The sequence below is a fragment of the Rubrivivax sp. JA1026 genome (assembly GCF_011065555.1).
GTDB classification, from domain to species: Bacteria; Pseudomonadota; Gammaproteobacteria; order Burkholderiales; family Burkholderiaceae_C; genus Rubrivivax; species Rubrivivax benzoatilyticus.
Genome location: NZ_JAALCQ010000009.1, coordinates 197760 through 210283 on the forward strand (window position 1 = coordinate 197760; position 12524 = coordinate 210283).

Sequence of the window (12524 nt, forward strand, 5' to 3'; positions counted from 1 at the left end):
GCGCGTCTCAGCGGATGTCGCCGGCGTGCACCTCGAAGCGGCCGCGGGCGCGGTCGGCGAAATACAGGCGCAAGGTCTCGCGCACGGTGCGGAACGCGAGTTCGTCCCAGGGCAGTTCGTGCTCGCGGAACAGCCGCGCCTCGATCGTCTCAGGGCCGGGCGCGAAGCGCGTGTCGTGCAGCCGCGCGAGGTAGAAGAAATGCACCTGGCCGGCGCTGACGACGTTCAGCACCGTGAACAGCGCACCGAGCTCGATGCTCGCGCCGGCTTCCTCGTCGGTCTCGCGCATCGCGCCCTCGGCCGTGCTCTCGCCGAGCTCGAGGAATCCGGCCGGCAGCGTCCAGAGGCCGCGGCGCGGCTCGATGTTGCGCCGGCACAGCAGCACCTGGTCACCCCAGACGGGCACGGTGCCGACGACGTTGATCGGGTTCTCGTAGTGGATCTCGCCGCAGGCGGTGCAGATCGCGCGCTCGCGCGTGTCCTCGGCCGGCACCTCGTAGCGGGCGGGCTGGCCGCAGGCCCGGCAATGGCGGATGCGGCGGGGCTCGAACATGGCGGCAGTGTAGCGGCGGCGCGTGGCATCATCGTTTCATCGCCCACCGTCTTGATCCTGGATATGCAACTCGTCCTGCCTGCTCCCGCTCCCGTCCTGCTGCCGGTGGCCGGCGGCGGCGCGTTCCCGGTGCGGCGCATCTTCTGCGTCGGCCGCAACTACGCCGAACACGCGCAGGAGATGGGCCACAGCGGCCGCGAAGCGCCGTTCTTCTTCATGAAGCCGGCCGATGCGCTGCTGCCGGTGGCCGACGGCGAGACCGGCACGATGGACTATCCGTCGCTGACGAAGAATCTGCACCACGAGATCGAGCTCGTCGTCGCGCTCGGCCGCGGCGGTCGCGACATCCCGGCGGCCGAGGCCGCCGACTGCATCTGGGGCTATGCCGTCGGTCTGGACATGACGCGCCGCGACCTGCAGAACGAGATGAAGAAGCAGGGCCGGCCCTGGGAGATCGGCAAGGCCTTCGAGCAGTCGGCGCCGATCGGCCCGCTGGTGCCGCGCACACGCTGCGGGACGCTCGAACGCGGCGCGATCACGCTCGCCGTCAACGGCCAGCCGCGGCAGAAGGGCGATCTGTCCGACCTGATCTGGAGCATTGCCGAGACGATCGAACAGCTCAGCCGCGCATGGCAACTGCAAGCCGGCGACCTGATCTTCACCGGCACGCCGGCAGGCGTGGGGGCCGTGGTGCCGGGCGACGTGATGGACGGGGCCATCGAGGGCCTCGGCACCCTGCGCGTGGCCGTGAGGTGAGCATGGAGCTCTACAACTACTTCCGTTCGTCGGCCTCGTGGCGGGTGCGCATCGCGCTCGCGCTGAAGGGGCTGGAGTACGACTACAAGCCGGTGCACCTGCGCCGCGACGAGCAGTTCCAGGAGTCGTATGCCGCCGTCTCGGCGGCTCGGCTGGTGCCGCTGCTGCGCGACGGCGACGCGGTGATCACGCAGTCGCTGGCGATCATCGAGTACCTCGACGAGACGCATCCCGCACCACCGCTGCTGCCGGCCGACCCCGTGGGCCGGGCCCGCGTGCGCTCGCTGGCCTACGACATCGCCTGCGAGGTTCACCCGCTGAACAACCTGCGCGTGCTGCGTTTCCTGGTGCGCGACCTGAAGGTCTCCGAGGACGACAAGAACCGCTGGTATCGGCACTGGGTCGAGACCGGGCTGGAGACCGTCGAGCGCCAACTCGCGGCGCAGCCTTCGACCTTCTGCCACGGCGATGCACCGACGCTGGCCGACTGCCTGCTGGTGCCGCAGGTGGTGAACGCGCAGCGCTTCGGCTGCCGCCTCGAGCACGTGCCGAACGTGCGCCGGGTCTTCGACACCTGCATGGCGCTGCCGGCCTTCGCCGACACGCAGGCGTCGCGCTGCCCCGACGCCGAGGCCTGAGGCGATGCTGCTGCATCCCGAGTGGCCGGCGCCCGAGCGCGTCGGCGCCGCGTTCAGCACGCGCCAGGGCGGCATCAGCGCCGCACCCTTCGACAGCCTGAACCTGCGCCCGCCGGCCCTGCGCGGCGACGCCGTCGACGCGCCCGGGTCGGTGCAGGAGAACCAGCGCCGCTTCGCGGCAGCGCTCGGTGCGCGCCCGGTCTACCTCGACCAGGTGCACGGCGCGGCGGTCGTGCGGCTGCGTGGCGACGAGCCCTCGGATCTGCTCGCCAAGGCCGACGCCAGCGTGACGACGGCCGTCGGCGTCGCCTGCACGGTGCTCGTGGCCGACTGCCTGCCGGTGCTGCTGTGCACGGCCGACGGGCGAGGCGTCGGAGCGGCGCATGCGGGCTGGCGCGGCCTGGCCGGCGGCGTCGTCGAGGCCACCGCCGCGGCGCTGTGCGACGCCACCGGCGCCGCGCCGCGGGATCTGCTCGCCTGGCTCGGGCCCTGCATCGGGCCGCGCCAGTTCGAGGTCGGGCAGGACGTCGTCGAGGCCTTCGGCGGCGACCCGGCCGCCGAGCCGCCGGCCGATGCCCCGGCGCTGTTCCGTCCACGGCGTCGTGCCGACGGCGAGCGCCGCTGGCTGGCCGACCTGCCCGGGCTGGCGCGCCGGCGGCTGTCAGCGATCGGTGTCGATCGTGTCAGCGGCGGCGCCTGGTGCACCGTCGAGGACGGTTCACGGTTCTTTTCGTTCCGTCGCGACCGGATCACCGGCCGCATGGCCGCCGCCGTCTGGCGTCGCGGCTGAGGCTTCGGCGGCGCGGCGTGCGCGGCGCCGCGCTGGCGTGCCCATGATGTAGAGCACGATGGCGAGCGGCAGCACGCCGTACATCGTGAAGGTGACGATGGCGCCGAGCACGCTGCCGTGCACCGACAGCGCTTCGGCCAGTGCCATCATCAGCACGACGTAAATCCAGGCGATGGCGACGATGTACATCGGAGTGAGTGTGTTGCGGGACGTGAGTATCGCGGTGCGCGTCAAGCCGAGGTAAGCCGGCCGGCCTACAACCGTTGCGCGTCACGGGTCACGCCGACCCCGGCCGCACCGCCAGCGAGGAGACAGACGATGACGAGCAAGCGCAGCTTGCCGGCCGCCGACGGCACGCAGGCCGCGGCATTCGGCGCCGCCGTGGGTGAGATGCTGAAGTCGATGTCGGGACTGCGGGTTCCGCAGGAGACGCTGGCGGCGATCCAGGCGGACTACCTGAAGGCCGCGACCGAACTCTGGACCGCGTCGCTGCAGCGTGCCGGCCGCGAGAGCGCGCCGCCACCGGCCACGGGTGACCGCCGCTTCGCCGCCGCCGACTGGACGCAGAACCCCGGCGCGGCCTACGTCGCCGAGATGTACCTGCTGAACGCGCGCACGCTGCAGCGCATGGCCGACGCGGTGCAGGGCGATGCCAAGGCACGCGAGCGTGTGCGCTTCGCGGTGCAGCAGTGGGTCGAGGCGGCCAGCCCGAGCAACTATCTGGCCTTCAACCCCGAGGCGCTGCGCAAGGCGCTGGAGAGCCAGGGGCAGAGCATCGCCACCGGCGTGCGCCAGCTCGTCGAGGACCTCGCCAAGGGCCATGTCTCGCAGACCGACGAGACGCTGTTCGAGGTCGGCCGCAACGTCGCGACGACCGAAGGCGCGGTGGTCTTCGAGAACGATCTCTTCCAGCTGATCGAATACCGGCCGCTGACGGCCACCGTGCACCAGCGGCCGATGCTGTTCGTGCCGCCGTGCATCAACAAGTACTACATCCTCGACCTGCAGCCCGAGAACTCGGTGATCCGCTACACCGTCGAGCAGGGCCACCGCACCTTCGTGATGAGCTGGCGCAACCCCGACGCCTCGGCGCGCCACCTCGGCTGGGACGACTACATCGAGCGCGGGCCGATCGAGGCGATCCGCGTCGTGCGCGAGATCACGCGCTCGGAGACGATCAACACGCTGGGCTTCTGTGTCGGCGGCACCATCCTCGCCACCGCGCTGGCGGTGCTGGCGGCCCGCGGCGAGCGCCCGGCGCAGTCGATGACGCTGCTGACGACGCTGCTGGACTTCAGCGACACCGGCGTGCTGGACCTCTTCGTCGACGAGGCCGGCGTGCAGTGGCGCGAGATGACGATCGGCGCCGACGCGCCCGGCGGCCCCGGGTTGCTGAAGGGCCAGGAGCTGGCCACGACCTTCAGCTTCCTGCGCCCGAACGACCTGGTCTGGAACTACGTCGTCGGCAACTACCTGAAGGGCGAGACGCCGCCGCCCTTCGACCTGCTGTACTGGAACAGCGACTCGACCAACCTGCCCGGGCCGATGTACTGCTGGTACCTGCGCCACATGTACCTGCAGAACGAGCTGAAGCGGCCCGGCGCGCTGACGGTCTGCGGCGAGGCGGTCGACCTGGGCGCGATCGACGTGCCGACTTTCGTCTACGGCTCGCGCGAGGACCACATCGTGCCGTGGAAGGCGGCCTACGCCTCCGTCCCGCTGCTCGGCGGCGACAGCACGTTCGTGCTCGGCGCCTCGGGCCACATCGCCGGCGTCATCAACCCGCCGGCCAAGGGCAAACGCAGCCACTGGCTGAACGGCGCCAATGCGGCGACTGCCGACGAATGGTTCGCCGGCGCCACCGAACACCCGGGCAGCTGGTGGCCGGTCTGGAGCCGCTGGCTGGCCGGCCACGCCGGGCGTCAGGTGGCGGCACCCAAGACTCCGGGCAGCCGGCGCCACAAGGCCATCGAGCCGGCGCCGGGCCGCTACGTCAAGGCCAAGGCCTGATTTCCCCCAACCAGAGGAGACCCATGAGCACCGACATCGTCATCGTCGCCGCCGCCCGCACCGCCGTCGGCAAGTTCGGCGGTTCGCTGGCCCGCACGCCGGCATCCGAGCTGGGCGCGGCCGTGATCCGCGCGCTGCTGGAGCGCAGCGGGGTGGAAGGCGGCCAGATCGGCGAGGTCATCCTCGGCCAGGTGCTGCAGGCCGGCTGCGGCCAGAACCCGGCGCGCCAGGCGGTCATCAAGGCCGGCCTGCCGAACGCCGTGCCGGCCTACACGATCAACAAGGTCTGCGGCTCGGGGCTGAAGGCGGTGATGCTGGGCGTGCAGGCGCTGCGCGACGGCGACACCGAGGTCGTCATCGCCGGCGGCCAGGAGAACATGAGCGCCTCGCCGCACGTGCTGCCGGGCTCGCGCGACGGCCAGCGCATGGGCGACTGGAAGATGGTCGACACGATGATCGTCGACGGCCTGTGGGACGTGTACAACCAATACCACATGGGCATCACGGCGGAGAACGTCGCGCGCCACTACGGCATCACGCGCGAAGCCCAGGACGCGTTGGCGCTGGCCTCGCAGCGCAAGGCCGCCGCGGCGCAGGACGCCGGGCGCTTCAAGGACGAGATCGTGCCGATCGTGCTGCCGCAGAAGAAGGGCGACCCGATCGTCTTCGACGCCGACGAGTACATCAACCGCAAGACCAGCGCCGAAGCGCTGGCCGGCCTGCGTCCGGCCTTCGACAAGGCCGGCTCGGTGACCGCCGGCAACGCCTCGGGCCTCAACGACGGCGCCGCGGCGGTGATGCTGATGACCGCCGCCCGCGCCGAGCGCCTGGGGCTGCAGCCGCTGGCGCGCATCGCCAGCTACGCCAGCGCCGGCCTGGACCCGGCGACGATGGGCATGGGTCCGGTGCCGGCCTCGCGCAAGGCGCTGGAGCGCGCCGGCTGGAAGGCCGCCGACCTCGACCTGCTCGAGATCAACGAGGCCTTCGCGGCCCAGGCCTGTGCGGTGCACCAGCAGATGGGCTGGGACACCGAGAAGGTCAACGTCAACGGCGGCGCGATCGCCATCGGCCACCCGATCGGCGCCTCGGGCTGCCGCATCCTCGTCACGCTGCTGCACGAGATGCGCCGGCGCGGCGCCCGCCGCGGCATCGCCTCGCTGTGCATCGGCGGCGGCATGGGCGTGGCGCTGACGGTGGAGCGCTGAGCCGGCACGTCGTGCCCCCCACGCAGGGGAGGCGCTAGTGTCGTTGCCGATGGCGCGGGCCTGCCCGCGCCGCCAGGATTCGACGGAACAGTTCGGAACGGTTCAAAGGAGACAGTTCATGGCACAGAAGGTTGCGTACGTCACGGGTGGGATGGGGGGCATCGGCACGGCGATCTGCCAGCGGCTGGCCCGCGAAGGCTTCAAGGTCATCGCCGGCTGCGGCCCGAATCGCGACTTCCGCCGCTGGCTCGACGAGCAGACCGCGCTGGGTTACGAGTTCCACGCCTCGGTGGGCAACGTCGCCGACTGGGAGTCGACGGTCGAGGCCTTCGGCAAGGCCAAGGCCGAACACGGGCCGATCGACGTGCTGGTCAACAACGCCGGCATCACGCGCGACCGCATGTTCCTGAAGATGTCGCCAGAAGACTGGCACGCCGTCATCGACACCAACCTGAACAGCATGTTCAACGTCACCAAGCAGGTGGTGCCCGACATGGTCGAGCGCGGCTGGGGCCGGATCATCCAGATCAGCTCGGTCAACGGCGAGAAGGGCCAGGCCGGCCAGACCAACTACTCGGCGGCCAAGGCCGGCATGCACGGCTTCACGATGGCCCTGGCGCAGGAGCTGGCGGCCAAGGGCGTGACGGTCAACACCGTCAGCCCGGGCTACATCGGCACCGAGATGGTCCGCGCGATCAAGCCCGAGATCCTGGAGAAGATCGTCGCGACGATCCCCGTCAAGCGCCTGGGCACGCCCGAGGAGATCGGCTCGGTCGTCGCCTGGCTGGCGGGGCCGGATTCGGGCTTCACGACCGGAGCGGACTTCTCCTGCAACGGCGGCTTGCACATGGGTTGAGCGTCGCTCGACCTGCGGGAGGCGTGGACTCCCGGGGCCCCCTCCGGGAGGGGGCTCCATTCAGATTCTCGCGTCAGACCGCGGCGTAGCGGCCGGGGCGGTGGTTGACGGCCAGCGAGAAGTTCAGCGCGACGGCACCGATCACCGACAGCACGAGCTGCCACCCGCCCACCCAGGGGATCGCGGTCAGCAGGATGCTCACGTCCAGCACCATCTGGATCTTGCCAGCGCGCCAGCCGCGTTTTTCCTGCAGCCACAGCACCAGCACGTTGATGCCGCCCAGGCTGGCCTTGTGGCGGAACAGGATCAGCAGCCCGGTGCCCATCAGCAGGCCGCCGCCGATCGCCGCGAACAGCGGCTCGACCGACTGCAGCACCACCCAGCGCGGCAGCACCTCCGCCAGCACCGACAGCAGTGCCACCGCGCAGAAGGTCTTGATCGTGAAGCGCGCGCCCATGCGCTTCCAGGCCAGCCAGTAGAACGGCAGGTTCAGCGCGAAGAAGGCGACGCCGAACGGCACGTGCGTCGCGTAGTGCAGCACGAAGGCCATGCCGGCCGTCCCGCCGGTCAGCATGCCGGCATGGCGGAACATCACCAGCGCCAGCGCGACGAACAGCGCACCGGTGACGACACCCTGCACGTCCTCGAACAAGGTGTGGCGCTGGATCGGCAGGGCGTTCATCGTGGTCGTGCTCGCGGTCATTCGCCGACACCGTGGAGGAAATACTTGATCAGGCCCTTGGCGGCAAAGCCGACCAGGCCGAAGCCCAGGGCCAGGAAGAGCACGAAGGCGCCGAACTTGCCGGCTTTCGATTCGCGCGCGAGCTGGAAGATGATGAACACCATGTACAGCATGAACGCGCCGACCCCGAAGGTCAGCCCGAACTGCGCGATCTGGTCCTCGGTGTAACCGAACATCAGGCAGGCTCCGACATCCCGGTGGTGTCCACCAGGTGAAGATGGGCGTGCCGGCTGGCCTGCGCGAGCCAGGGCACGGTGATGACGGGACCGGGCGGCAACGGGGCCGCGGCGATCGCCGTCGGGACGACGGACCGCGGCGCCCAGGCCGTCGGCGACCGTCGGAGGAGGGCCGGCGTCACGCTCACGGCAAGACGCCTTCCGGCCCGGGTGGCGTCCCGACCGTCCGTTGCGCCAGCGCCTGCGCCGCACGCGCGAGCGTCGGCGCCTCGCCGTCGTCCAGCGGCACGGCCTCGGCCTGGCCGAAGCGGCTGAAGTTGCGTGCCGTCGAGCGCGCGTAGATCGGGTCGTAGTGCTCGGCGAGCAGCTCGCGTACCAGCGTCGGGAAGTCTCCGGCGCGTGCCAGCGCCTGCCAGCGCTCGACGGTGGCGGCGCCACGCAGCTCGCGCAGACGACTCAGCATTGCACACAGCGCCTCGGCGTCGGCGACGAGGTGGGCGTAGTCCTCGATCAGCAGGCGCACGCGGGCCTCCAGCGGCATCTCGACCGCCAGGCAGGGTGCGCCGCGCAGGCGCTCGAGCAGGCTCTCGGGCACCCGCAGCCGGCCGATCGTGCGGCTTTCGGCCTCGACGAAGACCGGTCGCGCCGGGTCGAAGGCGCGCAGCTGCTGCCAGATCCGGGTCTCGAAGGCCTTCTGCGAGGGCTGCGCCTGGTCGGGCAGCGGGCCCAGCACCGAGCCGCGGTGCGCGGCCAGCGCCTCCAGGTCCAGCACCTGGGCGCCGGCCGCGGCCAGCGCGCCGAGCAGCCGGCTCTTGCCCGAGCCGGTCGGGCCGGCGACGACCTGCAGCGTGAACCGAGCGGGCAGGGTCTCGAGGTCGGCGACGACGGCCCGGCGGAACTCGCGGTAACCGCCTTCGATCACGTTGACCGAGAAGCCGATCTGGTCGAGCACCAGCGCCAGCGCGCCCGAGCGGTGGCCGCCGCGCCAGCAGTAGACCAGCGGCCGCCACTCGCGGTCCTTGTCGAGCAGTTCGCGCTCGACGTGGCCGGCGACGTTGCGGGCGACCAGGATCGCGCCGCGCCTGCGTGCCGCGAACGGCGACACCTGCTTGTATTCGGTGCCGATGCTGGCGCGTTCGGCGTCGTTCAGCGACGGCCAGTTGACGGCGCCGGGCAGGCGGTCCTCGGCGTACTCGGACTCGCTGCGCGCGTCGACGACGGCGCTGAACTCGCCCAGCCGGGCGATGGCCTCGGCAGCGCTGATGCGGCGCAGGCTCATGGCGGGCCGGCGCGGCCGGCGGCGGCGTGGCGGGGCGTCATGCCGGGGCCGCGACCGCGTCGAGCAGCTCGCTCTCGATGCGCAGCTGCGTGCGCGGCTGCTGCAGCGCCGGGCCGTCGACGAGGAAGGTGTCTTCCACGCGTTCGCCCAGCGTCGTGATCTTGGCGAGCTGCAGGTTGATGTGGTGCCGTGCCAGCACGCGGGCGATGGCGTACAGCAGGCCCGAGCGGTCGCTGGCGGAGACCGTCAGCAGCCAGCGCTGGGCGCGTTCGTCGGGCGCCAGCGTCACGCGCGGCACGACCGGGAACGAGCGCACGCGGCGCGAGACGCGGCCCTGGCTCGGCTGCGGCAGCGGGCCGTCGGAGGCCAGCGCCGCCGCGGCCTGGTTCTCGACCAGCGCGATCAGGTCGCGGTAGGCCGCCGGGCTGGTGTCGGCCAGCCGCGTGCTGACGACCTGGAAGGTGTCGAGCGCGAAGCCGGCGCGCGTGGTGTGGATCTTCGCGTCCAGGATGCTGAAGCCGGCGCCGTCGAAGTAGCCGCAGATGCGCGCGAACAGGTCGGGCCGGTCGGGCGAGTAGACCAGCACCTGCAGCCCGTCGCCGACCGACGAGGGCCGCGCGCGCACCACCGGCTCGCGCGTCTCGATGTGGCGCCACAGCGAGCGCGCGTGCCAGGCGATGTCCGCCGCCTCGTGGCGCGCGAAGTAGCTGACCTCCAGCGTGCGCCACAGCGGCTCCTCGGTGCCGGGCAGCGCGGTGTGCAGCGCCAGGATCTGCCGCGCCTCGTGCATGCGGGCCTCGATCTCGGCGTCGATGTTGGGGTGCGAGCCGCCGAGCGCACGCAGCGTCAGCCGGAACAGGTCTTCCAGCAGCTTGCCCTTCCAGGCGTTCCAGACGCGCGGGCCGGTGCCGCGGATGTCGGCCACCGTCAGCAGGTACAGGCCGATCAGCTGGCGCTCGTTGCCGACCAGCCGCGCGAACGACGCGATGACCTCGCTGTCCGACAGGTCCTCCTTCTGCGCGATGCGGCTCATCGTCAGGTGGTGGCGCACGAGGAACTCGACGAGCTGCGTGTCGGGGCGCGACAGGCCGTGGTCGCGGCAGAAGCGCCGCACCTCGAGCGCGCCGAGTTCGGAGTGGTCGCCGCCGCGGCCCTTGGCGACGTCGTGGAACAGCGCCGCGATGTAGAGCAGCTCGGGGTGGTCCCAGTGCGCGGCCAGCCGGCTGCAGAACGGATACTCGTGCGCGTGCTCCGGGATGAAGAAGCGGCGCACGTTGCGCAGCACCATCAGGATGTGCTGGTCCACGGTGTAGACGTGGAACAGGTCGTGCTGCATGCGCCCGACGATGCGCCGGAACACCCAGAGGTAGCGCCCCAGCACCGAGGTCGAGTTCAGCAGCCGGAAGGCGTGCGTCAGCCCCGTCGGCTGGCGCAGGATCTGCATGAACAGCGCGCGGTTCTTCGGGTCGCGGCGGAAGCGGCCGTCCATCACGCCGCGCGAGTTGTACAGCGCACGCAGCGTGCGCGAGGACAGGCCCTGGATGCCCGGCTCCTGCGCGAAGACGAGAAAGGTCTCGAGGATCGCGTCGGGGTGCTGCTGGTACAGGTCGTCGCTGGCGACCTCGAGCATGCCGGCGCGGTCGAGGAAACGCTCGCTGATCGGACGGCCCGGCGCGGCCTCCGAGCCGTTGATGCGTTCCTCGATGTTGAGCATCAGGATCTGGTTGAGCTGCGCCACCGCCTTGGCCGCCCAGTAGTAGCGGTGCATCAGCACCTCGGAGCTGCGCTGGCCCTTGGTCGGGTGGTAGCCGAAGCTCTCGGCCACGGCGGTCTGCAGGTCGAAGACCAGGCGGTCCTCGCGGCGCCCGGCGACGACGTGCAGCCGGGCGCGGATCAGCTTCAGCGTGCCTTCGTGGCGCGCCAGCTGCGAGGCCTCGAACGGCGTCACCAGGCCCTTGGCGGCGAGTTCGCCCCAGGTGCGGCCCAGGCCGGCGGCACGGGCGACCCAGATCACGACCTGCAGGTCGCGCAGCCCGCCGGGGCTCTCCTTGCAGTTGGGCTCCAGCGAGTACGGCGTGACCTCGTACTTCACGTGGCGCTGCTGCATCTCCAGCGTCTTGGCGCGCAGGAAGGCCGGGGCGTCGACGGCCTGCATCGTCGCGTCGCGCAGGCCGTTGAAGAGCTTGCGCGCGCCGCAGATCAGGCGCGACTCGAGCAGCGCGGTCTGCACCGTGACGTCGCGCTGCGCCTCCTCCAGGCACTCGTCGAGCGTGCGCACCGACGAGCCGATCTCCAGGCCGATGTCCCAGCAGGCGGTGATGAAGCCTTCGACCGAGGCCCGCAGCGCGTCGCCGCCGGCAGCGTCGGCCGGCAGCAGCACCAGCACGTCGACGTCGGAGTAGGGGAAGAGCTCGCCGCGGCCGTAACCGCCGACGGCGACCAGTGCCGCGCCCGGCGGCATGCCGGCGTGGGCCCAGAGGTCGGCCAGCGTCGCGTCGACGTGGCGCGCCAGCGCCTTCAGCAGCTGGCGCGCGGCGGTGGTCGTCGGGCGCGCCGTGCGGAAGTGGCCGACGAGCGCGGCCTTGCCGTCACGAAAGCGCGCACGCAGCGCGGCGACGCTGCCCGGCGCCCGGGGAGGCGCATCGATCTGCGCGGACATCTCTCAGCTGGCGGCCAGGGCCGGCGTGACGAAGTCCGGCGGCGGCGGACTGCCGGCCGACAACGTCAGCACCTCGTAGCCGCTGTCGGTGACGAGCACGGTGTGCTCCCACTGGGCCGACAGCGACCGGTCGCGCGTGACGATGGTCCAGCCGTCGTAGGGGCGGTTGCCCTTGCGGTCTTCCTTGATGTCGCGCCGGCCGGCGTTGATCATCGGCTCGATCGTGAAGATCATGCCCGGCTGCAGCTCCTCCAGCGTGCCCGGGCGGCCGTAGTGCAGCACCTGCGGTTCCTCGTGGAAGCGGCGGCCGACGCCGTGGCCGCAGTACTCGCGCACGATGGAGAAGCCGGCGTTCTCGGCGTAGGTCTGGATCGCGTGGCCGATGTCGCCCAGGCGCGCACCGGGGCGCACCTTGACGATGCCCTTCCACATCGCCTCGTAGGTGATCTGCACCAGGCGCCGGGCGGCGATCGAGCCTTCGCCGATGACGAACATGCGGCTGTTGTCGCCGTGGAAACCGTCCTTGATGATCGTGACGTCGATGTTGAGGATGTCGCCGTTCTTCAGCGGGCGCTCGTCGGGGATGCCGTGGCAGACGACGTCGTTCAGCGAGGTGCACAGCGAGGCCGGGTAGGGCGGATAGCCCGGCGGCTGGTAGTTCAGCGTCGCCGGCACGCCGCCCTGCACGTTGACCATGTAGTCATGCGCCAGACGGTCGATCTCCTTGGTCGTGACGCCGGCGCGCACGTGCGGCGTCAGCATGTCCAGCACCTCCGACGCCAGCCGGCAGGCCCGGCGCATCGCCTCGATCTCTTCGGCGTTCTTGATCACGATCGTCATCGCCGGATTATCCCATCGGC

General features: G+C 71.2%; 13 protein-coding genes. 6 read left to right on the plus strand and 7 right to left on the minus strand.

What is annotated here, in order from left to right:
- Positions 1-7 precede the first annotated feature (7 nt).
- Positions 8-553 carry an NUDIX hydrolase gene (locus G5B56_RS15835; RefSeq protein ID WP_164963855.1) on the minus strand — a complete coding sequence of 182 codons (546 nt, stop codon included), beginning with the start codon at positions 551-553 and terminating at the stop codon, positions 8-10.
- Between the two features lie 63 nt (positions 554-616).
- Here G5B56_RS15835 and G5B56_RS15840 point away from each other — a divergent pair, with 63 nt between their 5' ends.
- From G5B56_RS15840 to pgeF, 3 genes are read left to right on the plus strand one after another with little or no spacing between them, the layout of a single operon-like run.
- Positions 617-1309, plus strand: coding sequence for a fumarylacetoacetate hydrolase family protein (locus tag G5B56_RS15840; RefSeq protein WP_009856861.1), 693 nt, complete (start codon positions 617-619; stop codon positions 1307-1309).
- Positions 1310-1311: 2 nt separating this feature from the next.
- Entirely contained in the window at positions 1312-1947 is a 636-nt protein-coding gene (gene maiA / locus G5B56_RS15845; protein WP_009856862.1) for a maleylacetoacetate isomerase, read from the plus strand.
- Between the two features lie 4 nt (positions 1948-1951).
- Entirely contained in the window at positions 1952-2737 is a 786-nt protein-coding gene (gene pgeF / locus G5B56_RS15850) for a peptidoglycan editing factor PgeF (RefSeq protein ID WP_164963856.1), read from the plus strand.
- Here pgeF and G5B56_RS15855 read toward each other — a convergent pair.
- Positions 2666-2926 carry a hypothetical protein gene (locus G5B56_RS15855; RefSeq protein ID WP_029718375.1) on the minus strand — a complete coding sequence of 87 codons (261 nt, stop codon included), beginning with the start codon at positions 2924-2926 and terminating at the stop codon, positions 2666-2668. The two genes, pgeF and G5B56_RS15855, sit on opposite strands and share 72 nt — an antisense overlap.
- A gap of 129 nt (positions 2927-3055) precedes the next feature.
- Here G5B56_RS15855 and phaC point away from each other — a divergent pair, with 129 nt between their 5' ends.
- The 3 genes from phaC to phbB all read left to right on the plus strand — a co-directional run bounded on the left by phaC (position 3056) and on the right by phbB (position 6808).
- Complete coding sequence (phaC, locus tag G5B56_RS15860) at positions 3056-4747, plus strand: class I poly(R)-hydroxyalkanoic acid synthase (RefSeq protein WP_164963857.1); 1692 nt, start codon at positions 3056-3058, stop codon at positions 4745-4747.
- A 23-nt stretch (positions 4748-4770) separates the two neighbouring features.
- Positions 4771-5952 (plus strand): acetyl-CoA C-acetyltransferase, encoded by a 1182-nt coding sequence (locus G5B56_RS15865; RefSeq protein WP_009856866.1) that lies wholly within the window; start codon positions 4771-4773, stop codon positions 5950-5952.
- 118 nt (positions 5953-6070) lie between these two features.
- Entirely contained in the window at positions 6071-6808 is a 738-nt protein-coding gene (gene phbB, locus G5B56_RS15870; protein ID WP_009856867.1) for an acetoacetyl-CoA reductase, read from the plus strand.
- Positions 6809-6881: 73 nt separating this feature from the next.
- Here the strand turns inward: phbB and G5B56_RS15875 are convergent, their stop codons facing one another.
- The 5 genes from G5B56_RS15875 to map form a co-directional block, all read right to left on the minus strand.
- Entirely contained in the window at positions 6882-7490 is a 609-nt protein-coding gene (locus tag G5B56_RS15875; protein ID WP_164963858.1) for a YitT family protein, read from the minus strand.
- Between the two features lie 17 nt (positions 7491-7507).
- The gene (locus tag G5B56_RS15880) at positions 7508-7726 is read right to left on the minus strand and encodes a DUF2788 domain-containing protein (RefSeq protein WP_009856869.1); all 219 of its coding nucleotides are present in this window, start codon (positions 7724-7726) and stop codon (positions 7508-7510) included.
- A gap of 184 nt (positions 7727-7910) precedes the next feature.
- Complete coding sequence (gene mnmH, locus G5B56_RS15885) at positions 7911-9005, minus strand: tRNA 2-selenouridine(34) synthase MnmH (protein ID WP_164963859.1); 1095 nt, start codon at positions 9003-9005, stop codon at positions 7911-7913.
- A gap of 37 nt (positions 9006-9042) precedes the next feature.
- Positions 9043-11664, minus strand: coding sequence for a [protein-PII] uridylyltransferase (locus G5B56_RS15890; protein ID WP_164963860.1), 2622 nt, complete (start codon positions 11662-11664; stop codon positions 9043-9045).
- A gap of 3 nt (positions 11665-11667) precedes the next feature.
- Positions 11668-12504, minus strand: a complete 837-nt coding sequence (gene map / locus G5B56_RS15895; RefSeq protein WP_009856873.1) for a type I methionyl aminopeptidase — start codon at positions 12502-12504, stop codon at positions 11668-11670.
- Between the last annotated feature and the right edge of the window lie 20 nt (positions 12505-12524).

What these genes read in the sequence shown, in the direction of transcription:
- G5B56_RS15865 (WP_009856866.1), top strand. Translation starts at nt 4,771, where the DNA reads ATGAGCACCGACATCGTCATCGTCGCCGCCGCCCGCACCGCCGTCGGC.
- G5B56_RS15890 (WP_164963860.1), bottom strand. Translation starts at nt 11,664, where the DNA reads ATGTCCGCGCAGATCGATGCGCCTCCCCGGGCGCCGGGCAGCGTCGCC.
- mnmH (WP_164963859.1), bottom strand. Translation starts at nt 9,005, where the DNA reads ATGAGCCTGCGCCGCATCAGCGCTGCCGAGGCCATCGCCCGGCTGGGC.
- G5B56_RS15835 (WP_164963855.1), bottom strand. Translation starts at nt 553, where the DNA reads ATGTTCGAGCCCCGCCGCATCCGCCATTGCCGGGCCTGCGGCCAGCCC.
- G5B56_RS15840 (WP_009856861.1), top strand. Translation starts at nt 617, where the DNA reads ATGCAACTCGTCCTGCCTGCTCCCGCTCCCGTCCTGCTGCCGGTGGCC.
- maiA (WP_009856862.1), top strand. Translation starts at nt 1,312, where the DNA reads ATGGAGCTCTACAACTACTTCCGTTCGTCGGCCTCGTGGCGGGTGCGC.
- pgeF (WP_164963856.1), top strand. Translation starts at nt 1,952, where the DNA reads ATGCTGCTGCATCCCGAGTGGCCGGCGCCCGAGCGCGTCGGCGCCGCG.
- phbB (WP_009856867.1), top strand. Translation starts at nt 6,071, where the DNA reads ATGGCACAGAAGGTTGCGTACGTCACGGGTGGGATGGGGGGCATCGGC.
- map (WP_009856873.1), bottom strand. Translation starts at nt 12,504, where the DNA reads ATGACGATCGTGATCAAGAACGCCGAAGAGATCGAGGCGATGCGCCGG.
- G5B56_RS15880 (WP_009856869.1), bottom strand. Translation starts at nt 7,726, where the DNA reads ATGTTCGGTTACACCGAGGACCAGATCGCGCAGTTCGGGCTGACCTTC.
- G5B56_RS15855 (WP_029718375.1), bottom strand. Translation starts at nt 2,926, where the DNA reads ATGTACATCGTCGCCATCGCCTGGATTTACGTCGTGCTGATGATGGCA.
- G5B56_RS15875 (WP_164963858.1), bottom strand. Translation starts at nt 7,490, where the DNA reads ATGAACGCCCTGCCGATCCAGCGCCACACCTTGTTCGAGGACGTGCAG.
- phaC (WP_164963857.1), top strand. Translation starts at nt 3,056, where the DNA reads ATGACGAGCAAGCGCAGCTTGCCGGCCGCCGACGGCACGCAGGCCGCG.